Annotated in this window: 18 protein-coding genes; 11 read left to right on the top strand and 7 right to left on the bottom strand. The window is 70.5% G+C overall.

Translation table 11 applies throughout. The annotated features are described in order from the left end of the window. The first annotated feature begins 21 nt into the window (after positions 1–21). Positions 22–1458 (top strand): GH1 family beta-glucosidase, encoded by a 1437-nt coding sequence (locus tag ACH5AO_RS00720; protein WP_398920337.1) that lies wholly within the window; start codon positions 22–24, stop codon positions 1456–1458. Between the two features lie 581 nt (positions 1459–2039). Here the strand turns inward: ACH5AO_RS00720 and ACH5AO_RS00715 are convergent. Continuing rightward, positions 2040–3062: a LacI family DNA-binding transcriptional regulator gene (locus ACH5AO_RS00715; protein WP_398920335.1), complete on the bottom strand. Its 1023-nt coding sequence runs from the start codon at positions 3060–3062 to the stop codon at positions 2040–2042. A gap of 138 nt (positions 3063–3200) precedes the next feature. Here ACH5AO_RS00715 and ACH5AO_RS00710 point away from each other — a divergent pair, with 138 nt between their 5' ends. From ACH5AO_RS00710 to ACH5AO_RS00690, 5 genes are all read left to right on the top strand, one after another. Next, positions 3201–4505: an ABC transporter substrate-binding protein gene (locus ACH5AO_RS00710; RefSeq protein WP_398920334.1), complete on the top strand. Its 1305-nt coding sequence runs from the start codon at positions 3201–3203 to the stop codon at positions 4503–4505. Between the two features lie 10 nt (positions 4506–4515). Next, complete coding sequence (locus tag ACH5AO_RS00705) at positions 4516–5472, top strand: carbohydrate ABC transporter permease (RefSeq protein ID WP_398920332.1); 957 nt, start codon at positions 4516–4518, stop codon at positions 5470–5472. Continuing rightward, positions 5469–6287, top strand: coding sequence for a carbohydrate ABC transporter permease (locus ACH5AO_RS00700; RefSeq protein ID WP_030868196.1), 819 nt, complete (start codon positions 5469–5471; stop codon positions 6285–6287). The genes ACH5AO_RS00705 and ACH5AO_RS00700 overlap by 4 nt, the downstream gene beginning before the upstream one ends. After that, positions 6284–8665 carry a glycoside hydrolase family 3 N-terminal domain-containing protein gene (locus tag ACH5AO_RS00695; protein ID WP_398920329.1) on the top strand — a complete coding sequence of 794 codons (2382 nt, stop codon included), beginning with the start codon at positions 6284–6286 and terminating at the stop codon, positions 8663–8665. Before ACH5AO_RS00700 ends, ACH5AO_RS00695 begins: the two co-directional genes overlap by 4 nt. A 193-nt stretch (positions 8666–8858) precedes the next feature. Beyond that, entirely contained in the window at positions 8859–10226 is a 1368-nt protein-coding gene (locus ACH5AO_RS00690) for an erythromycin esterase family protein (RefSeq protein WP_398920327.1), read from the top strand. A 42-nt stretch (positions 10227–10268) separates the two neighbouring features. On the opposite strand, the gene ACH5AO_RS00685 is transcribed toward ACH5AO_RS00690, so the two are convergent. After that, the gene (locus ACH5AO_RS00685; RefSeq protein WP_398920324.1) at positions 10269–12278 is read right to left on the bottom strand and encodes an N-6 DNA methylase; all 2010 of its coding nucleotides are present in this window, start codon (positions 12276–12278) and stop codon (positions 10269–10271) included. A gap of 358 nt (positions 12279–12636) precedes the next feature. On the opposite strand from ACH5AO_RS00685, the gene ACH5AO_RS00680 reads away from it, so the two are divergent. The 3 genes from ACH5AO_RS00680 (at position 12637) to ACH5AO_RS00670 (ending at position 21606) form a co-directional block, all read left to right on the top strand. After that, entirely contained in the window at positions 12637–13902 is a 1266-nt protein-coding gene (locus ACH5AO_RS00680) for a protein kinase (protein ID WP_398920322.1), read from the top strand. Positions 13903–14041: 139 nt separating this feature from the next. Next, complete coding sequence (gene drmD, locus ACH5AO_RS00675) at positions 14042–17290, top strand: DISARM system SNF2-like helicase DrmD (RefSeq protein ID WP_398920321.1); 3249 nt, start codon at positions 14042–14044, stop codon at positions 17288–17290. Beyond that, positions 17287–21606 carry an Eco57I restriction-modification methylase domain-containing protein gene (locus ACH5AO_RS00670; protein WP_398920319.1) on the top strand — a complete coding sequence of 1440 codons (4320 nt, stop codon included), beginning with the start codon at positions 17287–17289 and terminating at the stop codon, positions 21604–21606. The genes drmD and ACH5AO_RS00670 overlap by 4 nt, the downstream gene beginning before the upstream one ends. Before the next feature lie 84 nt (positions 21607–21690). On the opposite strand, the gene ACH5AO_RS00665 is transcribed toward ACH5AO_RS00670, so the two are convergent. Next, a complete protein-coding gene (locus ACH5AO_RS00665; RefSeq protein WP_398920317.1) occupies positions 21691–21897 on the bottom strand; it encodes a DUF397 domain-containing protein in 207 nt (68 codons plus the stop codon). Further along, the gene (locus ACH5AO_RS00660) at positions 21894–22754 is read right to left on the bottom strand and encodes a helix-turn-helix domain-containing protein (RefSeq protein ID WP_398920315.1); all 861 of its coding nucleotides are present in this window, start codon (positions 22752–22754) and stop codon (positions 21894–21896) included. The genes ACH5AO_RS00665 and ACH5AO_RS00660 overlap by 4 nt, the downstream gene beginning before the upstream one ends. A 277-nt stretch (positions 22755–23031) precedes the next feature. Between ACH5AO_RS00660 and ACH5AO_RS00655 the strand changes: the two genes are divergently transcribed. Further along, entirely contained in the window at positions 23032–23160 is a 129-nt protein-coding gene (locus ACH5AO_RS00655; RefSeq protein WP_398920313.1) for a hypothetical protein, read from the top strand. A gap of 77 nt (positions 23161–23237) precedes the next feature. On the opposite strand, the gene ACH5AO_RS00650 is transcribed toward ACH5AO_RS00655, so the two are convergent. The 3 genes from ACH5AO_RS00650 to ACH5AO_RS00640 form a co-directional block, all read right to left on the bottom strand. Then, entirely contained in the window at positions 23238–23906 is a 669-nt protein-coding gene (locus ACH5AO_RS00650) for a hypothetical protein (RefSeq protein WP_398920310.1), read from the bottom strand. Between the two features lie 150 nt (positions 23907–24056). Beyond that, on the bottom strand, positions 24057–24263 hold the full coding sequence (locus tag ACH5AO_RS00645; protein WP_398920308.1) for a DUF397 domain-containing protein: 207 nt from the start codon (positions 24261–24263) through the stop codon (positions 24057–24059). Next, positions 24260–24493, bottom strand: a complete 234-nt coding sequence (locus ACH5AO_RS00640; RefSeq protein WP_398920306.1) for a hypothetical protein — start codon at positions 24491–24493, stop codon at positions 24260–24262. The genes ACH5AO_RS00645 and ACH5AO_RS00640 overlap by 4 nt, the downstream gene beginning before the upstream one ends. Before the next feature lie 251 nt (positions 24494–24744). Here ACH5AO_RS00640 and ACH5AO_RS00635 point away from each other — a divergent pair, with 251 nt between their 5' ends. Next, entirely contained in the window at positions 24745–24918 is a 174-nt protein-coding gene (locus ACH5AO_RS00635; RefSeq protein ID WP_398920305.1) for a Sec23/Sec24 zinc finger-containing protein, read from the top strand. The last annotated feature ends 76 nt before the right edge of the window (positions 24919–24994 follow it).

Here is a 24994-nt window from a genome sequence, read left to right as displayed (position 1 = left end):
CCTCACCCCGAAAGGACTTACGTGGTCACCGCACAGCAGACCGCGTCCGCCCCGGACGCCGCCCGCACCTTCCCCAAGGGCTTCCTCTGGGGCTCCGCCACCGCCTCCTACCAGATCGAGGGAGCCGCCACCGAGGACGGCCGTACGCCGTCCATCTGGGACACCTACGCCCGCACCCCGGGCCGGGTCCGCAACGGCGACACCGGTGACATCGCCACCGACCACTACCACCGCTGGCGCGAGGACGTCGCCCTCATGGCCGAACTCGGCCTGGGCGCCTACCGGTTCTCCCTGGCCTGGCCCCGTATCCAGCCCACCGGGCGCGGCCCCGCCGTGCAGAAGGGCCTGGACTTCTACCGGCGCCTCGTCGACGACCTGCTGGACAAGGGCATCCAGCCCGTCGCCACCCTCTACCACTGGGACCTCCCGCAGGAGCTGGAGGACGCCGGCGGCTGGCCCGAGCGTGCCACGGCCGAGCGGTTCGCCGAGTACGCGGCCCTCGCCGCGGACGCCCTCGGCGACCGGGTGAAGACCTGGACGACGCTCAACGAGCCCTGGTGCAGCGCCTTCCTCGGCTACGGCTCCGGCGTGCACGCCCCCGGCCGCACCGACCCGGTCGCCGCGCTGCGCGCCGCCCACCACCTCAACCTGGGCCACGGCCTGGCCGTCCAGGCGCTGCGGGACCGCCTTCCCGCCGCCGCCCAGTGCTCGGTCACGCTCAACATCCACCACGTCCGCCCGCTCACCGGCAGCGACGGCGACGCCGACGCGGTCCGCCGGATCGACGCGCTCGCCAACCGGGTCTTCACCGGCCCGATGCTCCAGGGCGCCTACCCGGAGGACCTGTTCAAGGACACCGCCGCGCTGACCGACTGGTCCTTCGTGCGCGACGGCGACCTCGAGCGGATCCACCAGCCGCTGGACTTCCTCGGCGTCAACTACTACTCGCCCACCGTCGTCTCCGAGGCCGACGGCAGCGGCACCCACAACTCGGACGGTCACGGCAACAGCCCCCACAGCCCCTGGCCGGGCGCCGACAAGGTCGCCTTCCACCAGCCGCCCGGCGAGACCACCGCCATGGGCTGGGCCGTCGACCCCACCGGCATGTACGACCTGCTGCGCCGGCTGTCGTCCGACTTCCCGGAGCTGCCGCTGATCATCACCGAGAACGGCGCGGCCTTCGACGACTACGCCGACCCCTCCGGCAACGTCAACGACCCCGCCCGGATCGCCTATGTGCGCGGCCACCTGGCCGCCGTGCACCAGGCCATCCTGGACGGCTCGGACGTGCGCGGCTACTTCCTGTGGTCCCTGCTGGACAACTTCGAGTGGGCCCACGGCTACGGCAAGCGCTTCGGCGCGGTCTACGTGGACTACCCGACCGGCACCCGCATCCCGAAGGCCAGCGCCCGCTGGTACTCCGAGGTGGCCCGCACCGGCGTCCTGCCCGGCGCCTGACCGGACGGGCACGGCGGTGCACGCCGTGCCCGTTGCCCGTCATACCCGTGCCCGCCGTGCCGCACCGGGGACCGAGTGGCCCCGGTGCGGCACGGCGGGCGGGCGGCGCCTCGGCGACGAGGGGACTTCGCTGGCGCCACCGGAACGGGACCGGCCCACACGCCGGTCCCTTTCGGGAGCGCGCCGGTTCCTCAGATGGCCGTGCCGATCAGCAGGCGGCGGCCGACGCTCGGCGGGACCACCTCCGCCGGGGCCCGCGTCATCCCGCCGACCCCGGCCGCGCCGCCCGGCGCTCCTGCGGAACCTCCCGGCGGCCACCGCCACGCGGTCCGAACGAAAACCGCCCGCAACATTTCGGCTCGATCGGCCGGGGCGCAACGCGTATGCCCGCGCGGCCAGAGGCTGACACCGCTGGGAACAGCTCATATGCCGAGTCGGCGCGGTTCCGAGGAGTTTCGAAACATTCGAACCCCCCTTGCGTTCCTCGGCCTTGTCCACCGCCCTCCAGGCCGCACCCGCCGACCGCCCGAAGCGGTGGGCGACGCGCACGGGCGTCGCGTCCCCCGTCCGCCCCGCGTCCCTCACGCCTCCTTGGGCGGAGCCGTGCTCTGCCGCGCCACCAGGTGCGTCGCCAGTTCTATGCGCTGGGCGGCCGTGCCGGGGTCGTCCGGGCGGAGCAGCATCCGGGCGGCCTCCTCGGCCATGTGCCGCAGCGGCTGGTGGACCGTGGTGAGCGGCGGGCTCGACCACTGCGCCAGCGGCACGTCGTCGTAGCCGACCACCGACAGGTCCTCCGGCACCCGCAGGCCCTTGACCCGGGCCGCCTCCAGCACGCCGAGCGCCTGGAGGTCGCTGCCCGCGAAGACCGCCGTGGGCCGGTCCGGCCCCTCCAGCAGGTCCATGGCGTGCTCGAAGCCGCCCTGCACGTGGAAGTCGCCGAAGCGCGTCAGCCGAGGATCGGCCTCCAGGCCCGCCATCGCCATGGCCGAGCGGTAGCCGTCGAGGCGCGCCAGTGAGCACAGCATGTCCTCGGGCCCGGTGATGATCGCGACCCGTTCGTGCCCCTGCTCGGTGAGATGGCGGGTGGCGGCGAGACCGCCGGCCCAGTTCGCCGAGCCGACCGAGGGCACGTCCGGGTCGGGGTCGCCCGCCGGGTCGATGACGACGAAGGGGATGGCGGCCGCCCTGAGGCGGCGCTTGACGTCCTCCGGGAGCGTGGAGAAGACCAGGACGACGCCCAGCGGCCTGCGTTGCAGCACGCCCGGGAGCCATTCCGGCGCGGGCGTGTGCCGGGTGCCGCTCTCGGTGAGCACCACCGTGGCGCGGTTCTCCCTGGCGACGTTCTCCACGCCCCTGATCAGCTCCATCGCCCAGATGCTGTCCAGTTCGTGGAAGACGAGTTCGATGAGCGGGGAACGGGACGCGGCCTGGGTGCGCCTGCGGTAGCCGTGGACCTCCAGCAGCCGCTCCACCTTGGCCCGGGTCGCGCGGGAGACGTCCGAACGGCCGTTGAGGACCTTCGAAACTGTCGGCATCGAAACACCGGCCTCTTTCGCGACCGCGGCCAGGGTCACTCTGCCGCTCACCTCGTCATCATCGTGCATACCCGCAGGATAGGGCACCGCATGTCGATAACGGTTTGGATGAGTACGGTTCCGACCGTTGACCGAAACACGGGTCTGACCTACTGTCCCACGGCATGGACTTTCGGTGATGACGCCGAAACTTTCGAAAGGCGAACGATGAAGACACGTGCGCGCTTGCCCAGACTGGTCGCCTGCGGTGCGACGCTCACCCTCGCACTGAGCCTCTCGGCCTGCGGCGACGGGAACGGCGGGGCGTCGGCGGACGACGGCAAGATCCATGTCCTGGTCTACGGGGACGCCAGCAACAAGGTCGAGAAGCAGCTCGTCGACAAGTTCAACAAGACGTCCGACGTCAAGGTCGTCCTCGACACCATCCCCGGTGCGGACTACCAGCAGAAGCTGCAGACGATCATCAGCACCCCGCAGGCCCCGGACGTCTTCTTCAACTGGGGCGGCGGCAGCATCAAGCCGTTCGTCAAGGCCGGTCTGCTGATGCCGCTCGACGACTTCATCAAGAAGAACCCGGACCTGGAGAACAAGTTCCTGCCGTCCGTCTTCAACAACGCCGTCGTCGACGGCAAGCCGTACGGCGTCCCGATGCGCGGCACCCAGCCGGTCCTGCTCTTCCACAACAACGCGGTCCTCAAGAAGGCGGGCGTCCAGCCGCCGAAGACATGGGACGAGCTGCTCGACGCGGTGGAGAAGCTCAAGGACGAGGGCGTCACGCCGATCGCGCTCGGCGGCGGCGACATCTGGCCGACGCAGATGTGGTTCCAGTACCTCTTCGACCGCATCGCCGGTCCGGAGCTGTTCGCGAAGGCCGTCGAGGGCGACAAGAGCGCCTGGGAGAGCCCGGACGCGAAGAAGGCCCTGGACATGATCAAGGAGCTCGTCGACGCCGGCGCCTTCGGCGAGAACTACGACTCCGTCAAGTACACCAACGGCGGCTCGGTCCAGCTCGTCGCCTCGGGCAAGGCCGGCTTCGAGCTGATGGGTTCCTGGTACTACTCCCAGCAGCTCACGGACCACAAGGACTTCGCCGAGAAGGACCTCGGCTACAGCGCCTTCCCGGCCGTTCCGGGTGGCAAGGGCGACCCGAAGAACGTCGCCGGCAACACCAACAACTACTACTCGGTGATGAAGAAGACGAAGCACCCCGAGGCCGTCGCCGAGTTCCTGAAGCTCATGTACTCCGACGACTTCGTCAAGGCGCACCTGGAGATCGGCAACCTGCCGACCACCACCAACACCGACAAGTTCATCGAGAGCGCGGGCTCCCCCGAGTACTCGCGCTTCCAGTACGACCTGGTCGCCGACGCCCCGTCGTTCCAGCTCTCCTGGGACCAGGCGTACCCGCAGAAGGCCAGCTCGGACCTGCACAAGGCCGTCCAGCAGTTCTTCAACGGACAGCTCGACACGGACGGCTTCATCAAGGCCATGCAGGCCCTCCCCACCGAGTGACGAACGGCTCATGACCACACAGATCAAGAGCGCCCGGCCCGCCGCCGGACCCCGCAAGGGGTCCCGGCGGCGGCCGCCCGCCCCGTCCGCGACGAAGGTGGGCCGCCCCGGCTCCGTCTGGGCGCTGCCCGCCGCAGTGTTCTTCACCCTCTTCGCGATCGTCCCGCTGATCATGGTGGCGGTGCTGTCCTTCATGACCTGGGACGGGCTCAGCTCGCCCGAGTTCGTCGGCATGGACAACTGGTCGCGCCTGATGGACGACCCGGTGATGCTCAAGAGCATCTGGCTGACCCTGCTGCTGACCGTGCTCGGCGTGGTCCTCCAGACGCCGTTGAGCATCCTGCTCGGTGTCTGGGCCGCCGGCCACCAGCGCAACCGGGCCGTGCTCTCCGTCATCTACTTCATTCCGCTGCTGCTGTCCGCGACGGCCGTCTCCGTGCTCTGGCGGGCGCTGCTCGACCCGAACTTCGGTATCCCGGCCGAGGCCGGCTGGCTCTTCGGCGACGGCAACCTGTTCGGTGAACAGGCCACCGCCATCGGGGTGCTGGCGTTCGTCAGCACCTGGCAGTTCACCCCGTTCCACACCCTGATCTACCAGGGTGCCGCCCGCGCGATCCCCCAGGTGCTCTACCAGGCCGCGGAGATCGACGGGGCGGGCCGCTACCGGCAGTTCTTCCACATCACACTGCCGCAGCTGCGCAACTCGATGATCACCTCGATGATCCTGATGATCGTCGGCGGCCTGACCACCTTCGAGACGGTCCTCATCCTGACCCAGGGCGGCCCCGGCACCGACACCACCATCAGCGCCTACTACATGTACGACAAGGCGTTCAAGAGCTTCGACTACGGCACCGGTTCCGCGATCGCCCTGGCCCTGGTCGTCGCGTCCACGATCATCTCGCTGATCGTCGTCCGGGTCTCCGGCTACGACAAGATGCGCAGCTCCATGGAGGGTGTGTCATGAGGCGCCGACCGAACTACGTGGCCGGCGTCGGCTCGCTCTTCTGGCTGTTCCTGGTCGGTCTGCCGCTGTACGTGATGCTGGCCGCGACCCTGCGCACCCGCCAGGACTACGCCGAGAACGGCCCGGTCTCCTTCCCGGACAGCTTCACGCTGGACAACTACACCGGTGCCTTCGACTCCGGTTTCGGCCAGTACTTCCTCAACACGCTCGTCGTCACCGCCTGTGTGATCGGCATCGTGCTGCTGCTGGTCCCGCCGCTCGCCTACGCGATCGTCCGCAGCCGCGGCCGGGCCACGTCGGCGGTCTTCCGGCTGTTCCTGCTCGGCCTCGCCATCCCGGCCCAGGCCGTCATCGTGCCGATGTTCTACCTGATCAGCGAAGCCGGGCTGTACGACAACCTGCTGGGCGTCATCCTGCCCACGGCCGCGTTCTGCCTGCCGATGTCGGCGCTGATCCTCAGCGGCGCGATGCGTGACATCTCCCCGGAGCTGTACGAGGCCATGGCCATGGACGGCGCCACCCCGCGGCGCATGTTCTTCCAGCTCGTCCTGCCGCTGTCGCGGGGCGGACTGTCCACGATCGTGGTCTTCTCCGCGCTCCAGGCGTGGAACGGCTTCCTGTTCCCGCTCGTCCTGACCCAGTCGGACTCCACCAAGGTGGTCACCCTGGGCCTGTACAACTTCCAGACCGCGCACGGCATCGACATCCCCGGTCTGCTGGGAGCCGTGGTGCTGTCCATGGTGCCCATCCTGCTCGTCTATCTGTTCGCCCGTCGTGCCCTGGTCCAGGGTCTGATGGGCGTCGGAGGAAAGTGACTGCCGACGTGGCCGTAGAGACCACCCCCGAAATCCCCCTCTGGAACGACCCCGCCCACCCCGTCGCCGCGAGGGTCGACGCGCTGATCGGCGCGATGACCCTCCAGGAGAAGATCGCCCAGCTGTACGGCGTGTGGGTCGGCGCGTCCGCCAACGGCGGCGAAGTGGCCCCGCACCAGCACGACATGGAGGAGGCCGTCGACCTCGACGAGCTCCTGCCCGCCGGACTGGGCCAGCTCACCCGCCCCTTCGGTACCGCACCCGTCGACCCGGCGCTGGGCGCGCTCTCCCTGCTGCGCACCCAGTCCCGCATCACCTCGGCGAACCGCTTCGGCATCCCCGCGGTCGCGCACGAGGAGTGCCTGGCCGGCTTCGCCGCCTGGGGCGCCACCGCCTACCCGGTTCCGCTGTCCTGGGGCGCCACCTTCGACCCGGACGTGGTGCGCCGGATGGCCGCCGCCATCGGCCGCGACATGCGCTCCGTCGGTGTCCACCAGGGGCTCGCCCCCGTCCTGGACGTGGTCCGTGACGCCCGCTGGGGCCGGGTGGAGGAGACCATCGGCGAGGACCCGTACCTCGTGGGCACCATCGGCACCGCGTACGTCCAGGGTCTGGAGTCCGCCGGGATCGTCGCCACCCTCAAGCACTTCGTCGGCTACTCGGTCTCCCGAGCCGGACGCAACCTGGCCCCCGTCTCCGTGGGGCCGCGTGAGCGTGCCGACGTGCTGCTGCCGCCGTTCGAGATGGCGATCCGCGAGGGCGGCGTCCGCTCCGTGATGCACTCCTACACGGACACCGACGGCGTCCCCTCCGCGGCCGACGAGGACCTGCTGACCGGGCTGCTCCGCGACACGTGGGGTTTCGACGGCACGGTCGTCGCCGACTACTTCGGCATCGCCTTCCTCAAGACCCTGCACGGCGTCGCGGGCGACTTCGCCGACGCCGCGGGCGCCGCGCTCAAGGCGGGTGTCGACGTCGAACTGCCCACCGTCAAGACGTTCGGCGCGCCGCTCGTCGAGGCCGTCACCGACGGCCGCGTCCCCGAGGCGCTCATCGACCGCGCCCTGCGCCGCGTCCTCGGCCAGAAGGCGGCGCTCGGCCTGCTCGACCCGGACTGGAGCCCGGTGCCGCCCGCGCTCGAGGGTGTGGACCTGGACGACCCGGAGGCCCTGCGCGGCCGGATCGACCTGGACCGGCCCGAGAACCGGGAGCTGGCCCGCGAGATCGCCGAGAAGGCGGTCGTCCTGCTCACCAACGACGGCATCCTGCCGCTCGCCGCGCCCCGCCGCATCGCCCTGGTCGGCCCCAACGCGGCCGAGGGCACCGCCGTCCTGGGTTGCTACTCCTTCCCCCAGCACGTGGGCGTGCAGCACCCGGACGTCCCGGTCGGCATCGACCTGCCCACCCTGCGGGAGACCCTGGCCGCCGAGTTCCCCGACGCGGAGATCACGACCGTCCGCGGCACCGGTGTCGACGACGGGGACCTCTCCGGCATCGGCGAGGCGGTGGACGCGGCCGAGGAGGCGGACATCGTCATCGCCGTCCTCGGCGACCGGGCGGGCCTGTTCGGCCGCGGCACCAGCGGTGAGGGCTGCGACGCGGAGTCCCTCGCCCTGCCCGGCGCCCAGCAGCAGCTGCTCGACGCGCTGCTCGACTCCGGCACGCCGGTGGTGACCGTCCTGCTCGCCGGCCGGCCGTACGCGCTCGGCCGGGCCGTCACCGAGTCCGCGGCGATCGTGCAGTCCTTCTTCCCCGGAGTCGCGGGCACCCACGCCATCGCCGGTGTGCTCAGCGGCCGCACCAGCCCCTCCGGGCGGCTCCCGGTCAGCGTGCCGCGCGGGCCGGGCTCCCAGCCGACCACCTACCTCGGTGCCCGGCTCGCCCAGGTCAGCGAGGTGTCCAACATCGACCCGACCCCGGCGTTCGGTTTCGGCCACGGTCTGACGTACACGAGCTTCGCGTGGAGCGACCTCGCGGTGGACGCACGGGAGGCGGGCACGGACGGCGAGTTCGGTCTCGCCCTCACGGTCCGCAACACCGGCGAACGGCCCGGCACCGAGGTCGTCCAGCTCTATCTGCACGACCCGGTCGCCTCCGTCGTCCAGCCGGTGCAGCGGCTCGTCGGCTACACCCGGGTGGAGCTGGAGCCGGGCGAGTCCCGCTGGGTCCGCGTCACGGTCCCGGCCGACGTGGCCTCCTTCACCGGCCGCGACGGCCGCCGGATCGTCGAACCCGGTGACCTGGAACTCCGCCTCGCCGCGTCGAGCACCGACGCGCGCCTGACGGCGACGGTCACCCTGACCGGCCCGGAACGCCGGGTGGACCACACCCGCCGCTTCCACGCGGCCTTCACCCAGGAGCCGGTGGAACAGGGCTGAGCCCGATCCGACACAGCCCCCGGCCGGTCCGTACCGGCCGGGGGCTGTTCCGCGTCGCGCCGGCCCCGTCCCCGCACCGTCCGGCCGCCCCTCCCCCCAGGGAGCACCCCTCGCCGGGTAGTGCCTGCGGTACCCGGAAGCGGGCAGCCCACGGGTTGGCGCACGCCTTCACGCGCACGAAAACCTGTGGGGCATGACACCACGCAAGGCAGCAGTGCTCTCCTCGGCCCTCCTCCTCTCCCTGACCGCCGTGACGGTCGCCGCCCCGGCCACCGCCGGCACGCCGGAACACTCCTCCGGCCCGACCGTGACGAGCGTGGCCGACGCGATCGGACGCAGCGCCCACACGCTCAGGAGCACCGACCCCGAAGGCGGCCTGCGGGACCTGGACGCGCTGGGCCGCATGGTCGGGGACGCCGAGGTCGTGGGCCTGGGCGAGGCCACCCACGGCTCCCGGGACTTCTTCCGGATGAAGCACCGGGTCCTGCGCCACCTGGTCGAACGGAAGGGCTTCCGGACCTTCTCCCTGGAACTGCCCTGGAGCAGCGGCGTCCGCATCGACGAGTACGTGCTGCACGGCAAGGGCGACCTCGCCCGCATGGCGCGCGAGGAGTTCCAGGGCTCCTACCGCATCTGGAACAACGCGGACTACCTGGACCTCATCGAGTGGATGCGCGCCTACAACCGCCACCACCCCACCGACCCGGTGCGCTTCGCGGGCAACGACATGGGCTACGCCGGACCGGAGCTGTACCGGCGGGTGACCAATCACGTGGCCCGTACCCACCCGCGCCTGAAGGCCCGCGTCACCGCCCTCTACGAGGGTCTGGCACCGGCCACCGACGCCGCCACGTACCTGGAGCGGTACCTCGAACTCCCCCTGGCGGAACGCAGGAAGCGCGCCGAGCGCACCCGGGAGGCGTACGAACTGCTCCGCGACCAGCGCGTGGCCCACGGGCAGAGCCGGCGGGAACACGTCCGGGTGGTCCAGCACGCGAGGGCCATCCACCAGATGGCCGAGGGGTACTCCTACGACGTCACCGACGAGGCCCAGGTCATCAGGATGATGGAGTACCGCGACCGGGTGATGGCCGAGAACGTGGCCTGGTGGCACCGGCACACCGGTGACCGGATCCTGCTGTCGGCCCACAACACCCACGTCTCCTACGACTCCTTCGACCCGCGCTACCCGAAGACGCAGGGCGCGTTCCTGCGCGACGCGCTGGGCGGGGAGTACGTCAGCGTCGGTTTCAGTTTCCACAGCGGCGCCTTCAAGGCGTTCGGCACCGACGACGGCGTGATCCGCACCTACCGCGTGGACGCCGCGAAGCCGGGCTCCAACGAACACACCCTGGACCGGGCCCGCCAGCGCGACTACATCCTGGACATGCGCACCGCGCCCCGCTCCGTACGCACCTGGCTGGCCGAGCCCCGCCCCACCTGGAGCGTGGGCGCCGGCTGGCCCGACCCCGTGGAGTACAGGATCGCCCTCGGCGAGGCCCACGACGTCCTCATCCACCTGAACGAGGTCGAGGCGACCACGTACCTGGGCAACCCGTGATCCCCGGCCGGACGCGAGAACACTGGGGGACCCCGGCTGGGGTCAGACGCCGAGCCCGCCGGCCGCGAGGAGGTCGGAGACGTCGCTGACCAGTCTCCTGCCCAGTCCTTCGGCGCTGCCGAGCCGTGCTTCGAAGTCCCAGAGGCTCCGGAAGACCTCGGCGTACGCTTCCTGCTCCCGCAGCGGGAGGTGGAGGACCTGCAGGCGCCGGATGTCGACCCGTGACGAGCTGGAGGCGTGGGTGCCCGCCTGGCGTCCGTTGGAGGGCGCGCGCAGACAGCCGGCGAGGAAGTGCGCGTTCAGTTTGGCCGAGTCCACCCGCAGCGCGTACAGCTGCGGCCCCAGGGCCGTCGGGGGCCCTTCGTGCACCCACGCCCGGTACGCGCGTACGACACCGGCGACCACGACGTCGCCCTCCTCGACGATCACGGGCGCCGATCCGGCGGCGACGAGCCCGCTGGGGGTGCCGTCCGTCAGCAGGTCGGCGACGGTGAGGAGGGGCACGGAGTCCTTGCCGGGCGCCGTCGCGCCGTCCGGCGCCTGCTGTCCGGAACGCAGCGACAGGGCGCCGGCTTTGGCGAGGTCGCCCACGCTGGTCGTGGTCTGCGGCAGGTCGGCCGAGAACCTCAGTTCCGACAGCCGTCCGGCCAGGCGGGCCAGGTCGGTCAGCGCCGTTGCCGTTTCCCGCCAGGCCGCCGCGAGTTCGAGGCCGGTCGGTTCGGCGGTCACCGACGCGTACCGGCCGGGGGTGACGTCCACCTCGTCGTCCAGGAGTTCGATGAGGGGGACGCGGACGGCCCCGTCCGGCAGTTCGGCGTCCGGGCGGTCGAGAGCCTCCAACGCGGAGAGGGCGAAGGCCCGCAACGGCTCCCAGTGGGGGCCGGATTCACGTGTGCCGGTCCTGACGAAGCGCGTCGCGTCGACCAGGAGCACGTCCTGTCCGGGCGGGACCGCGGCCGAGCCGTCCGGTGCGGCCCGGAGGATCCACAGCTGGAGCGAGACGCTGTGCGGCTGGGCACTGCCCGGCGGGAGGGCCACCACGGCACGGAGCGCGCCGGTCCGCAGCAGGGAGCCCCGGATGCGCCGGCCCGCCTTGCGCGAGGCGACCGCCGGGGGCAGGACGACGACGGCCGCCCCGCCCGGCTTGAGGTGGGCGAACAGGTGCTGTACCCAGGCCAGTTCGGGCTCGGTCCGCGGCGGGAGGCCGTGCGTCCAGCGCTGGTCGGTGGCGAGTTCCGCGTAGCCCCAGTCGCGTTCGTTGAACGGCGGGTTGCACAGGGCGATGTCCGCCCGCGCCCCGGTGAACGGGTCCTCGCGCAGGGCGTCCGCCGTGACGATCTCCGTACGGACGTCGTGGCCGTCGGTGAGGAACGCCAGCCGCGCCGACGCCAGCGCGGCGAGGGCGGGATCCCGCTCGCACGCCAGCACCGACAGACCCGAGCCCGCGCCCTCCCGCACGGCGGCGGCCGCCAAGTGCCCCGTCCCGCACGCCGGATCGAGGACGGTGAGCTTCTCGCCCGCCTCCTCGCCGGCGTCCTCGCCGCTCCCGCCGACGCGGACGTCGAGCGCGATCCGCGCCATCAGCGCGGCGAGCGGCGCAGGTGTCGTACTCAGCTGGCGTACGTGCGTCTCGAGCCACCGCTGCAGCAGGAACTCGAACGTCTCGCGCGCCCCCTCGTCCCGCCCCAACGCCGCCGCCTCGGCCGCCAACTCCTCGGCCTCCGCCGAGAGTTCCGCGTGCGGTCCGTCTGTCTTGGGGGAGCGCATGCGGCGGGCCGCCTCGGCGATGGCCAGGCCCGACTCGTCCCTGCTGCCCAGCGCCTCGAACCGGGGCCACAGAAGCTCGCGTCCCCCGATGGAGTCGAGTTTGCCGTTGTCCCTCAGCCACCGCTCGACCTCGGCCAGGGAGAACTGGGGGCTGACGTCCGTGCCGCCGATGCGGGTGGGGAAGGAGTCGTGGCGCCGCCGCCAGTTGCTCACCGCGGCACGCCCCACGCCGGCGATCCGGGCGATCTCGGCGAGGCTGACGGGTACGGAGCCGGTGCTACTCATCGACAGTCTCCGAGGTGCTGGGGCGCTGGTGTGCGGGCCGGCGGTGGACGGGTCTCCGGATGGATATACAGGAGAGGCTACTACGCTCATTGACTTTGTTCACAATGCAAATGTCCGGGTCGCTGTGTGAAAACCGTGGAGCACGGGAGAAATGCGGACGTCCCGTCCGGCCTGCGGGACCTGGCCCCCGGCCCGCCGCACCGCAGGACCCCCGTTGTCCCCTCCTCCTCCCACAAGGACCGAGCCCTGTGTGAAAGGTGCGAAAATGACCCCGCCGGCCGGGTGCGCGAGCTCGCCCCCGGACGCAGGGGAGTGAAGGGCGCCGGGGGCGCCGGGACTGGGACTGGGGACGGGCGCGATGCGGCGAAGCCTGGGACGGTACGAGCTCACCCGGGAGCTGGGCCGGGGCGGCATGGGGGTCGTGTGGGCGGCGTACGACCCGCGGCGCGACGGCGAGGTCGCCGTGAAGCTCCTCTCGCCCCGCCCGGGCCTCTCGGACATCACCTCCCTGGAGCGCCGCTTCCTGCGCGAGGCGAGTCTCACCGCCCGCCTGCGCCACCCGGGCATCCCCGCCGTCCACGACCACGGCACCCATGAGGGCCGGCTCTACCTGGTCATGGACCTCGTCCCGGGCCGGGCCCTCGACGCCGTCCTCGGGAGCGACGGCCCGCTGCCCGTCGAGCGCGCCGCGGACGTCACCCGGCGCACGGCCGAGGTGCTCGCCCACGCCCACGCCGAGAACGTCGTGCACCGGGACCTGAAACCGTCGAACCTGATGCTCACCCCCGACGGCGACCTCAAGGTCCTCGACTTCGGTGTCGCCGCCGCCCTCGATCCGCAGCCCGGCGAGACCCGCTTCACCGCGGTGAACGGCACGCCCGGCACGGTGATGTACATGGCCCCGGAGCAGGCCGTGGGGGAGACGGTCCCCGCCAGCGACCTCTACTCGCTGGGCTGTGTCCTGTACGAACTGCTCACCGGCGCCCCGCCCTTCGCCGCCGGCAGCCAGTTCCTGCTCTACCACCGGCACGCGCACGACCCCGTGCCGCCGCTCGACGAGCGCCGCCCCGGCGTCCCGGCCGGACTGCGGGAACTGGCGGAGGCGCTGCTGGAGAAGAGGCCCGAGAACCGTCCCGCCTCCGCGACCGAGGTGGCCGCGCGGGCGGCCGCCTGGGCGCCCGCCGCCCCGGCGCACCCGACGGAGCCGGTGATCCCGCACCCCCGGCTGGCCGAGATCGACCGCGTCCGCCGGTCGGGCCGGCCCGCCCGCGCCCTGGAGGAGTACGGCGCCCTCCTGGCCGCCCCCGGCCTCGGCCGGGCCGACGCCCTCGCCGCCCGCGCCGGACACGCCCTGTGCGTGGGCGGCCTCGGCCGCACCCGCGAGGCACTGGACGAACTGAGGTCGGTCCTCGCCGAGCAGCGCAGCCTCCTCGGCCCCGACGACCCCGCAGTCCTGGACACCCGGTACGAGATCGCCGTCCTGCTGGCCCGCACCGGCGAGCGCCACGCGGCCAGGGAACTGCTGCGGCGGCTGGCCGACGACGAGGACCGGATCCTCCCCGGCCCCGAGCCCCGGCACGGACGCGCCCGCGCCCTGCTGGCCCGGCTCGACCGTATCGCGTGACCCGCCCCCGGCACCCGATGATTTCGTAATCTATGTTCACAGCCAATACTGCGTGTTACGCTGCGGCGGCGCCGCCCGGAGGGGAGACAGGACACTGTCTACGGACGGCCGCAGGAGACACCCGAGGGGAACAGCGCCCATGACGCCAGCAGCCCAGCGCGAGACCGAGCGGACGGGGGCCGAGCGGCTCCCCGAGGAGGGCAACCTCGTCGAGGTGCGCGGCCAGTCCTGGGTGGTCGCCCGTGTCGAACCCTCGCCGCCCGCCCAGGACGGCGCGGAGGAGCGCAGGCCCGCCACCCTCGTCCACCTCCAGTCCGTCGCCGACGGCCGCTTCGGCGACACCCTCTCCGTCATCTGGGAGGTCGAGCCCGGCCGCCGCGTCCTGCCCGCCGGCTCCCTCCCCGACGCCTCCACGGGCGCCTACGACTCCCCGAACCGCCTCGCCGCCTTCCTCGACGCCGTCCGCTGGTCCGCCGTGGCCTCCGCCGACGCCAAGACCCTCCAGGCCCCGTTCCGCTCCGGCGTCGCCGTCGAGCCGTACCAGCTGGAGCCGGTCTCCCGCGCCGTCGGCGCGCCCCGCGTCAACCTCCTCCTCGCCGACGACGTCGGCCTCGGCAAGACCATCGAGGCCGGACTCGTCGTCCAGGAGCTGCTGCTGCGCGGCCGGGCCCGCCGCACCATGGTCGTCTGCCCGGCCGGCCTCACCCTCAAGTGGCGCGACGAGATGGCCGAGAAGTTCGGCCTGGAGTTCACCATCGTCGACTCCGAGCACTGCGCCCGCCTGCGCCGCACCCACGGCACGGCGGCCAACCCGTTCCGCGTGCACCCGCTCACCATCGTCTCCCTGCCCTGGCTGCGCGGCCAGAAGGCCCAGCGCCTCCTCGACGAGGTCATCGGCGCCCCCGAGGAGAGCCCCGACGGTGAGCACAAGCGCTTCTTCGACCTCCTCGTCCTCGACGAGGCCCACCACGTCGCCCCCGCCGCGCCCAAGCAGGTGTACGCGGTCGACTCCCAGCAGACCAAGCTGATCCGGCGCCTCGTCCCGCACTTCGAGCACCGCCTCTTCCTCTCCGCCACCCCGCACAACGGCTACCCCGAGTCGTACACGGCCCTCCTCGAACTCATCGACGACCAGCGTTTCGCGCGCGGCGTCGACCCCGACAAGGAGGCGCTGAAGGACACCGTCGTACGCCGTCTGAAGTCGACGGTCACCAACGCCGACGGCACGCCCCGCTTCCGCACCCGCGTCACCCGCGAGCTCTCCGTCGACTACACGCAGCAGGAGCGCGCGATCCACGAGCTGCTCGGCTCGTTCGCCGAACTGCGCCGCAAGAAGCTCACCCCGAAGGCGCGGGGCGGCCGCCGCGCCGCCGACCTGGTGACCCTGCTGCTGAAGAAGCGCCTCTTCTCCTCCCCGGCCGCCTTCCTGCACACCGTCCAGGTGTACCTCTCCCATCTGGAGGACACCGGCGGCCCCGCCCGCGGACGTTCGGCCGCCGCCGAGGTCCCCGAGTGGCTGGAGGAGTTCGCCGACCTGGTCGCCGACCTCGACGACACGGGCCTGGTCGACGCCGAGGACGACGCCCTGACCCGCTCCACCTCCCTCACCCCGGCCGAGGACGGCCAGGAACTGGACCTGCTCCAGGAGATGGAGCGCTGGGCCCTCACCCACGAGGCGGCCCCCGACTCCAAGGCGGAGGCCCTGATCCGCGAGATCAAGGCCATCTGCCGCACGTCCGACGGCAGGCACTGGACCAACGAACGGGTCGTGGTCTTCACCGAGTACCGCGACACCCAGGAATGGCTCCACGACCTCCTCCAGGCGGAGGAACTCACCGACGGCGGCCGCGTCGAGCGCCTGCACGGCGGCCTCTCCGCCGAGGAGCGCGAGCGCATCCGCCTCGGCTTCCAGACCGAACCGTCCCGTCCCGAGGGCAAGGTCCGCATCCTCCTCGCCACCGACGCCGCCGGCGAGGGCATCGACCTCCAGAACCACTGCCACCGCCTGATCAACTACGACATCCCCTTCAACCCCAACAAGCTCGAACAGCGCATCGGCCGCATCGACCGCTGGGGCCAGAAGAAGGACCCGGAGATCTTCCACTTCATCGGCTCCGGCTGGCAGCAGGCGCAGGCCGGCTCCTACGAGGCCGACCTGGAGTTCCTCTCCCGCGTCGCCAAGAAGGTCGCCCGCATGGAGCACGACCTGGGCTCCGTCAACGCCGTCCTCGCCGACGCCGTACAGCGCCGCATGACCGGCGACACCGCCCCCGTCGACATCGAGAACGCCAGGCCGAAGCCCATCAAGGGCCGTCGCACGGGCGGCGACGTCGCCCCCGAGCAGAACGTCACCGCGCAGACGAAGCGGCTCGCCGACCAGTACGAGGAGACGGTCGGCACGCTGGGCCTCACCCCGGTCAACATCAAGCGCGTCGTCGACACGGCCCTGGCCCTCGACCACCAGCCGCCGCTGCTGCCGTCCACGGTCCGCGCCGAGGACTTCGAACCGGGCGACCTCTTCGACGTCCAGCCCCTGTCCGGCAGTTGGGAGCGGGCCACCCGCGGTCTCGCGCACAAGCTCCGCGAGGGCGAGCAGCGCCCGCTCACCTTCTCCCCGCAGGTCGCCGCGCAGGGCAGGGACGACGTGGTCCTCGCCCACCTCAAGCACCCCCTCGTCGCCCTCTCCACACGCCTGCTCACCGCGGCCGTCTGGAACGCCGACTCGGTCGGCCTGAGCCGCGTCACCGCCGTCGTCACCGACGACCCCGCCGTCACCACGACCCTCGTCTCCGCGTACGCCCGTTACGTCCTCGTCGGTACGGACGGCACCCGCCTGCACGAGGAAGTCCTGTACGCGGGCGGCTGGTTCGGCGACACGGGCCGCTTCCGCCGCTGGGAGTCGGTGGGCGAGCAGGGCCGGGTCCTCTCCCAGGCCCTCACCCAGGGCACGGAGGCCGCCCCGCACCTGCGCAGGGAACTCACGGAGGCCTGGCCGAGACTCCAGCAGCCGCTGTACGACTCCCTCAGGGCACGCGCCACCGAACGCGGCCGCCAGTTGGAGGGCCGCCTCGCCGACCGCCGGGCCGAGGAGGAGCGCCGCATCACCGCCACCCTCGACCGCTTCGAGAACACCCTGCGCACCAAGCTCAAGGAGGAGGGCGACGGCGAGGGCGAACAGCTCGCCCTCCTCACCACCCACGAACTGACCGGCCACGAACGCCGCCAGTTCGAGGAGGACCGCCAGCGCTGGCAGCACCGCCTCGAAGGCCTCCCCGCCGAGCGCGAGCGCGAACTCGCCGCCATCGCCGCCCGCTACCGCGAACCCCGCTCGCACCTCTTCCCCGCCGCCGTCGTCTTCGTCGTCCCCGCAAAGGAAGCCCGCCGATGAGCCCCCGCCGCCCCATGAGCCGTGGAGTAGCCGCCGCCAAGGCCCAGGCCGCCGACGGCCGCCGGCAGCACCAGGAGTGGCTGGACCTCACCGAGGTCTCCGGCCCCTTCCTCACCATGCCCGTCCTGCTGCGCGCCTGGCCCCAGCTCGACGCCCTGGAGAAGGACGAGCGCGCCCGCCTGCGCGCCCACCACGCCGACTGGCAGACCGACACCGTCGCCGGACGCGACGCGTGGGTGGCGTACGTCCTGCGCCGTCTGCTCGGCTGGGACGACGCCCTCACCTTCCGCGCGGGCGAGTCCGAGCACCACGGCCTGGACCGCCTCACCCTGCGCGTGGCGGAGCACAACACCGAGGTCCGCCCCGACTTCGCGCTGGTCGAACCGGGCGCCGACCTCGCCGCCGAGCCCGACGTGGAATCGGCCGCCAAGCGCGTACGGCTCCTCGGCGTCACCGTCCCGGCCGGCACCGCGCCCACCGCGCGGGCGGGCGGTGGCGGCGACTGGGCCGCCGCTCCGGCCGACCGTCTGGCGCGGCTGCTCCGCCACCACGGGGTGCCGCTGGGCCTGGTCACGGACGGTCGCTGGTGGTGCCTGGTCTGGGCCCCGCTCGGCGGTGTCACGACGACTGCCGTCTTCGACTCCATCGGCTGGAACGAGGCGGCGGAACGCAACGTCGTCCGCGCGTTCGCCTCGCTGCTGAGCCGCCGCCGCTTCTTCGAGTACGACGAGCCCGAGACCCTGGTCGGCCTGCTCAAGGCCAGCCTCGCGGCGGGCGAGGACGTCACCGAGGCGCTGGGCGTTCAGGTCCGGCAGGCCGTGGAACTCCTCGTCGACGCGATCGGGCGCGCGGACGTGCGCGCCGTCGAGAACGGCGCGGCAGGACTGCACGCGTCGGGGGTGCCGGCGGGCGAGATCTACCGCGGCGCGGTCGCGGTGATGATGCGCGTCGTCTTCCTCCTCTTCGCCGAGGAGCGCGGCCTGCTCCCGGCCGACAACGAGGTGTACGCCCGCTCGTACTCCGCCCGCTTCCTGCGCGACGAGCTGAAGGCACGGGCGGACGAGGAGGGCGAGACGTCCCTCGAACACACGACGTCCGCCTGGCACCGCCTCATCGCCCTCTTCCACGCCGTGCACGGGGGAGTGGACCACCCGGGCTCCGGCTTCCGCCTGCCCGCCTACGACGGCTCGATCTTCGACCCGGACACGTACCCGTGGCTGGAGCGCACCACCCCGCTCCTCCCCATCGACGACCGCACCGTCCTGCACATGCTCCAGGCCGTGCAGGAGGTCCGCGTCGGCAAGGGCAAGGACCGCGAGGTCCGCACCCTCAGCTTCCGCGCGCTGGACGTCGAGCAGATCGGCTACGTGTACGAGGGCCTGCTGTCCTTCGACGGACGCCGGGCCACCGAGCACATGGTGGGCCTGATCGGCCCGGAGGGCCTGGAACACGAGGTCCCGCTGCGGGAGCTGGAGTCGCTGGCGGCGAAGGCGGGCGGTTCGCCGAAGGCGCTGGCGAAGGCCGTCCACGAGAAGTGGAAGGACCCCAAGCCCCCGGCGACGGCCGGCCAGTTGGAGAAGAAGCTCGCCCCGCTGGGCACGGAGGACGCGGCCGAGGCCCGTCGCCGCCTGAACGCGGTCACGAAGGACCCGGCGCTGACGGAGCGGCTGCTCCCGTTCGTCGGCATCCTCCGCGACGACCTGCGCGGCCTGCCGACGGTCATCCCGAACGGCGCGCTCTACGTGACCGAGTCCTCGCTGAGGAAGAACACGGGCACGCACTACACGCCCCGCTTCCTCGCGGAGGAGGTCGTGCTACACGCGCTGGAGCCCCTGGTGTACGAGCCGGGCCCGCTCCAGACGGCGGACACGGGGGAGTGGCGCCTGAAGTCGGCCGACCAGATCCTGGACCTGAAGGTCGCGGACATCGCGATGGGCTCGGCGGCGTTCCTGGTGGCGGCGTGCCGTTATCTGGGTGACCGTCTCATCGAGGCCTGGGAGAACGAGGGCCGCACGGACGCGATGGTCTACCGGGCCGGACGCGCCGTGGACGCCGTGACGGCGGCCGACGCCGAACAGGACCCGGTGGTGGTCGAGGCCCGCCGCCAGATCATCGAGCACTGCCTGTACGGCGTGGACATCAACCCGATGGCCGTGGAGATGGCCAAGCTGTCGCTGTGGCTGGTGTCGATGGACCCGGAGCGGCCCTTCACGTTCCTGGACGACCGGCTGGTGTGCGGTGACTCGCTGCTGGGCGTGCACACCATGGAACAGCTCCAGTCCGTCCACATGAAGCCGCAGGGGCAGACCGACGTCCTGGCCGAGCAGGCACGGGAGCTGGTCGACCAACTGACGAGCGAGCGTCTGGCGATCACCGCGATTAAGGGCGTCGACCTTCCGGCACTCCAGAAGAAGCGGGAGCGGCTGGAGGAGGTCAACCGGCACTCGCGGCGGTTGCGGTTGGTGGGTGACCTGATTGCGGGGGCTGCGCTGGCTACTTGCGCCTCGAGGCGGGTGCCTTGGTATGAGGAGGACGGCGGTGAGCGCGTCAGAGATCTGTTTCCGCGTGCTGCGTGGATCGTCCAGCGAATCATGGAGGACGGAGTCGAGGACGACTCTGACGTGGTGCGTGAGGCACGGGCTACGGCGGGGGAGTGGTTGGCAGCAGAGTTGCCAGGTGAGGCGCTTGAACGGCATCCAGTGCATTGGCCGTTGGTTTTCCCTGAAGTTTTCAGTAGTCGAGGTGGCTTTGACGCAATAGTGGGAAACCCCCCCTTCCTGGGAGGTAGTAAAATCACTGGAGCCATGGGAGAGGGTTATCGCGAAACTCTCGTTGAGTACCTCGCCGGTGGAGTGAGAGGTAATGCTGACTTGGTGGCATATTTCTTGCTCCGGGTCTGTTCGTTGCTGAATGAGGTCGGTCAGATTGGTCTGATCGCAACGAACACCCTTGCCCAGGGGGACACGAGAGAGGTGGGATTGGATCAGGTTCAGCAGGGGGGTGGCCTGATCCGAAGAGCGGTAAAGAGCGAACCTTGGCCAGCTCGGTCGGCGCAACTCGAGTATTGTGCAGTCTGGATTAGCTTCCACTCTCTGTCCGACAAAGCTCAGCGAGTATTGGGAGGCGTGGTGGTACCGCGCGGTATCTCCACATCTCTTAACCCTGTCACTCGGGAGGATTCCTGGGGGAGGAGCTTGGTGAGGAATTCGAGTGCTTCCTTCAACGGGTGCAAAGTGGATGGTATGGGGTTCACTCTTGCCGAGTCGGTTGCTCGAGAATGGATCGAGAGTGACGATAAATATGCTTCTGTGGTGTATCCGTTTCTGAACGGTCAGGATGTAAATAACGATCTGCGCCATTCCAGTGATCGCTGGATCATTAACTTCCGGAACTGGTCTCTAGAGACCGCTCAGGACTATGTCCACGCTTATCGGCAGGTCCTTCGAGAGGTGAAGCCTGAACGAGACAAGAACAACAGGAAGGCTCGTCGTGAGCGATGGTGGCAGTATGCCGAGCGCGCACCGGGTTTGGAAACCGCGATCGCTAACCTGTCTCAGTGCATCGTAGTCGCCAGTACCAGCAAGTCAGTGATGCCTGTGATGGTGCCGACTGGCCAGGTATTTTCACACATGCTCTGTGTATTTGCGTCCGACGATTTTGCATTGCTTGCTGTTCTTTCCAGTTCTCCTCACTACTGGTGGGCCATTGATCGCGCCTCTACGATGAAGGGCGATCTTCGCTACACGCCCACCGACATCTTTGAAACCCTGGTCCGCCCTCCTCTCACCGCACGGCTCCGTGCCGCTGGCGCATATCTAGATACCTACCGCCGTGAGCTGATGCTCAGTCGAGCAATGGGTCTCACCGAGACCTACAACCTCGTCCACCATCCCGACTGCCAAGATGAGGACATCATCGGGCTTCGCCGGATCCACGAGGAGATCGATAAAGCCACTATTGAAGCCTACAACTGGCACGATCTTTTGGATGACACCGGACGCACTTCGCCCGCGGACCCAGCCCACGAGACCTTCACCCTCGATCACGGTTTCCACGAGACCGACCAGGGCACCCGATACACCATCGGCCTGCTCGCTCGGACCGAGATCATTGACCGTCTACGTCAGTTGAACCACCAGGCGTACGCCGACGAGGTGCACCTCGGTCTGCACAAGGGAGTGACGGAGAAGAAGGCCAGGGAGAAGTACCCCGACCTGCCCCTGCCCTCCCCCGAGGCCGTCCGGAAGCGCAAGGAACAGGTGGCTGCGCGAGGTGGGTCGGATTTCGGTGAGGGCGCCGAGGGCGCCCTCTTCTGAGCCGGTGGCATGACAACGGGCTGGTTCACGTCACCTCAAGTGACGTGAACCAGCCCGTTGTTCGCTCGGGAGTCCTGGTCGGCGTTATCCCGCCGTGAGCGCGACGAACGCCGCCCACTCGTCCCGGCCGACTCGCAGCATCGGTCCGTCGCCCGCAACCTTGGAGTCCCGGACGTACACGGCTTCCAGACCTGCGGCCACCTCTACGCAGTTGCCGCCGTCCGATCCGCTGTAGCTGCTCTTGAACCAGTGCAGCCCGTCCACGTGCTCGGCCATCCGCTCCACGCTCATGTCTCTCCCACCATCCGCTCGATGAGTCGCGCAGACTCCTCGACGTTCAAGGCCTGCGATCGCAGCTTGCCATATCGCAAGGCGAAGGTACTGACGTCGGTGGGCTCCGAGACGACGCACCCGACACCTTGGGACTCGAAGTATGCGAGGTGCTTGTGCTCGTGCGTCTCCACCACTACGAACGCACCGTTCTTGCCAGGGTGGAAGCCCCGCTGGGCGGGCATGACCTGCACCTCCACGTTCCGCAACGCGGCTACTTCGAGTACTCGTTGCCACTGTGCACGCATCACCTCGGGGCTGCCCACCGGATCCCGTAGCGCCTCCTCATTGATGATGAAGGACAACTCTGGGAGCGGCACTCGTGCCAGCAGCTTCTGCCGCCCGAGCCGTGCTTCCGTACGCTGGTCGATGATCTCCTCGTTCAGCGGTGGGCAGTGCCCGGAGAACAGAGCCCGCGCGTACGCCTCCGTCTGCAACAGCCCTGGCACGAGCAGGGGCTCATAGTCGAAACGGCTCACCGCCTCCGCCTCAATCAGCGCGAAGTTACGGAAGAAGCGCGGCAGTTTCGCCCGATCCACCTCGTCCTGGAGCACCTCCAGAACTCCCCCCGCCTCCAACACCCGGTCCGCCGCCCGCGTGAACGCGGCCTTCGCCGGCCGTCGCCCCTGCTCGACCGAGGCGACCTGCTCCATCGAGTAGTCGATGGCCTCCCCGAGCTGCTGCTGGTTCAGTCCGGCCCGTTTCCGCAGATGCTGGAGCAGCCTCCCGTACGCCGCCCACGCCCCCGGCAGATCACCCCCGCCCTCCTCCTTCGCCTTCGCCGCCCGGCCACTCCGTGTCTCCCGCACCGTGCTCATGCCCACGCCCTTCCGTCCCGCACCGCACCCCGCTCGTTCGTACCGCAGCGACGCTCAGCCCGCCGCCGGGACCTTGTTCAACGCGAGCCGCGACGTCATGGGTACGGCCCCGGCCCCGTACAACAGCCGTACAGAACCCCGTACAACCGCGCCCGGCGAGGACCCGCCCCCGCGGAACACGGCGGAATCGCGGGCGGCTCGGTGCCGGCCGGGCCGGCGTTCGGAACGGACCTCGCTCCATGCCGCCCTGCGATCGCGGCATGATGGGATGGGCGCCGTGAGGCAGATGTGCAAGTGGTGCGAGCGCCCGTTGGAGCAGCGCCGGTGGCGCGAGTACTGCAACCGCCGGCACGCGGTGAAGCACCGGGTGACGAGCTGGATCGACCAGTTGCTGACCAACGGCTAATGACGCGGCCGACGGCCGGACGCCCCGTCTGTCCGAGCAGGGTGCCGCCCGCGCGACGCACCGGCCCGCGGGCCGGGTCAGGTGTCCGGCAGGACGAGCCAGATCTCGGAGAAGGCGGGGCCGTGCTCACGGAGCACCGCCCCACACGGGCAGCCCAACGTGGCCCGGTGCCAGTCGCAGGTCACCGTCCACGGGCCGTCCTTGCCCCCGCACTCCGGGCAGCCGACGGTCTCGGCCGCCCAGACATCCCGCGCGGGTCGGGTGTAGTGACGGAATCTGCCCGCGTGACGGGCCTGCCAGGACTCGACCGGCGGTGTGAGCGGGACGGCTCCGGGCGCGTCCGTCGCGGCGAGGGCGGTGAACAGCGCGGTCAGGCCGGGGAGCAGGGCTTCGCCCGCTTCGGTCGGCGGTGCCGCGCGTTCCGTCGTGTCCGGCGTGATGCCGTACCTCGGAGCCGCGGCCGCGAGGGGCGGGTTCGGGGCCGCGTGCCAGGGCAGCAGAGCGCGGGCGACGGCGGCCAGGAGGGCGGCGGCAGACGGGCTGACGGCACCGGCGTCGAGGTGGTGGACGGTGGTCCGGAGTATGCGTTGAAGTCGTCTGTCGCGGTCCGTCGCCCTGGTCCGCGCCGCTGTGCCCCGCCGGGTCGGGAGCGGGGCGGTGAGGCGGGCGAGGACAGCCACTACCGCCTCGGCGTCAGCCGGGGACAGGCGCCACTCGCCCGCGGCGAGGAACTGCCGGGCCCTCACGGATTCCCGGGTGAGAGCGCGTGTCGACAGAGGCCTCGATGCTGCTGCCGGCCCTCCGTACACGCACCCCGGTGTATCCCCTTCTGCCTTGCTGACGTCTTCACCCATCAGGTTGATGCCGGTGTCTGTCCGTCCGTGGATGTTCCGGGGTCACCCGGCCGCGCGCGCCACGAACGCGGCCCACCCGTCCCGGCCGACCCGCAGCACGGGGCCACCGCCGACGGCCTTCGAGTCCCGTACGTACACGACGCTCAGGGAGGTGGCCACTTCCACGCAGTCACCGCCGCCTGATCCGCTGTAGCTGCTCTTGATCCAGGTCAGATGCTCGCTGCTGCTCTTTGCCCGATCGGTGCTCACGTCGCTGTCCCTCCTGCCGGACGTTCAATGAGGCGTGCGGGCTGCTCGGTGTCGAGGGCCTGCGACCGCAGCATCCCATGACGCGGGCAGAGGTGGCTGGCCGAGCCCACCTCGTCCACCACCATGCCGATGCCCTGCGACTCCACGTGTCCGAAGCGCCGGTGCTCCTCCGTCTCCACCACCACGAAGGCTCCGTTGAGCCCCAGGCGAAAGTCGATTGCAGGGGGCATTGGGGCAAGGTGGCGCCCCTGCTCTCACCCGTATCGCGTCCCATCTGCCGAGATACCACAGAGAGACAGCAGATGACGATGAGATCGCTGAGCACCTTGTGAACTCAGTACATGGAGAAGATACTGTTCTCGTACGCGTCGTTCGCGTCCGGCTGGGCGAATGCTCCCTGCGCGTGTCGATCAGGAGGGCGTCACAGGCAGGTCGACCGGAGCGTCATGGATGTCTGAGGAAGTCAGGGAGAAGCAGAGCAGTGAGCGGAAGATTCCCGGATGTCGACTGGTTCTGCGACCGGTGCAACGAGCATCTGAACACGCAGTCGGGCTTCGACGACAGCAAGTACATCTGGAAGTGCGAAGGTTGCGGCCACAAGAACAGCATTTCGAGGGACAACATCTACGACTCCCACGAGGACTTCCTCGGGTAGGAGTGCCCCCACACCCGTCGACGTCAAGAACGGCTAACGCAATGAGGTGCACGGTCCTGGCAGTCGTGCCTGACAG

This window comes from Streptomyces sp. NPDC018964 (assembly GCF_044390325.1).
Lineage (GTDB): Bacteria > Actinomycetota > Actinomycetes > Streptomycetales > Streptomycetaceae > Streptomyces.
This window is presented reverse-complemented; position numbering and strand designations above follow the sequence as displayed.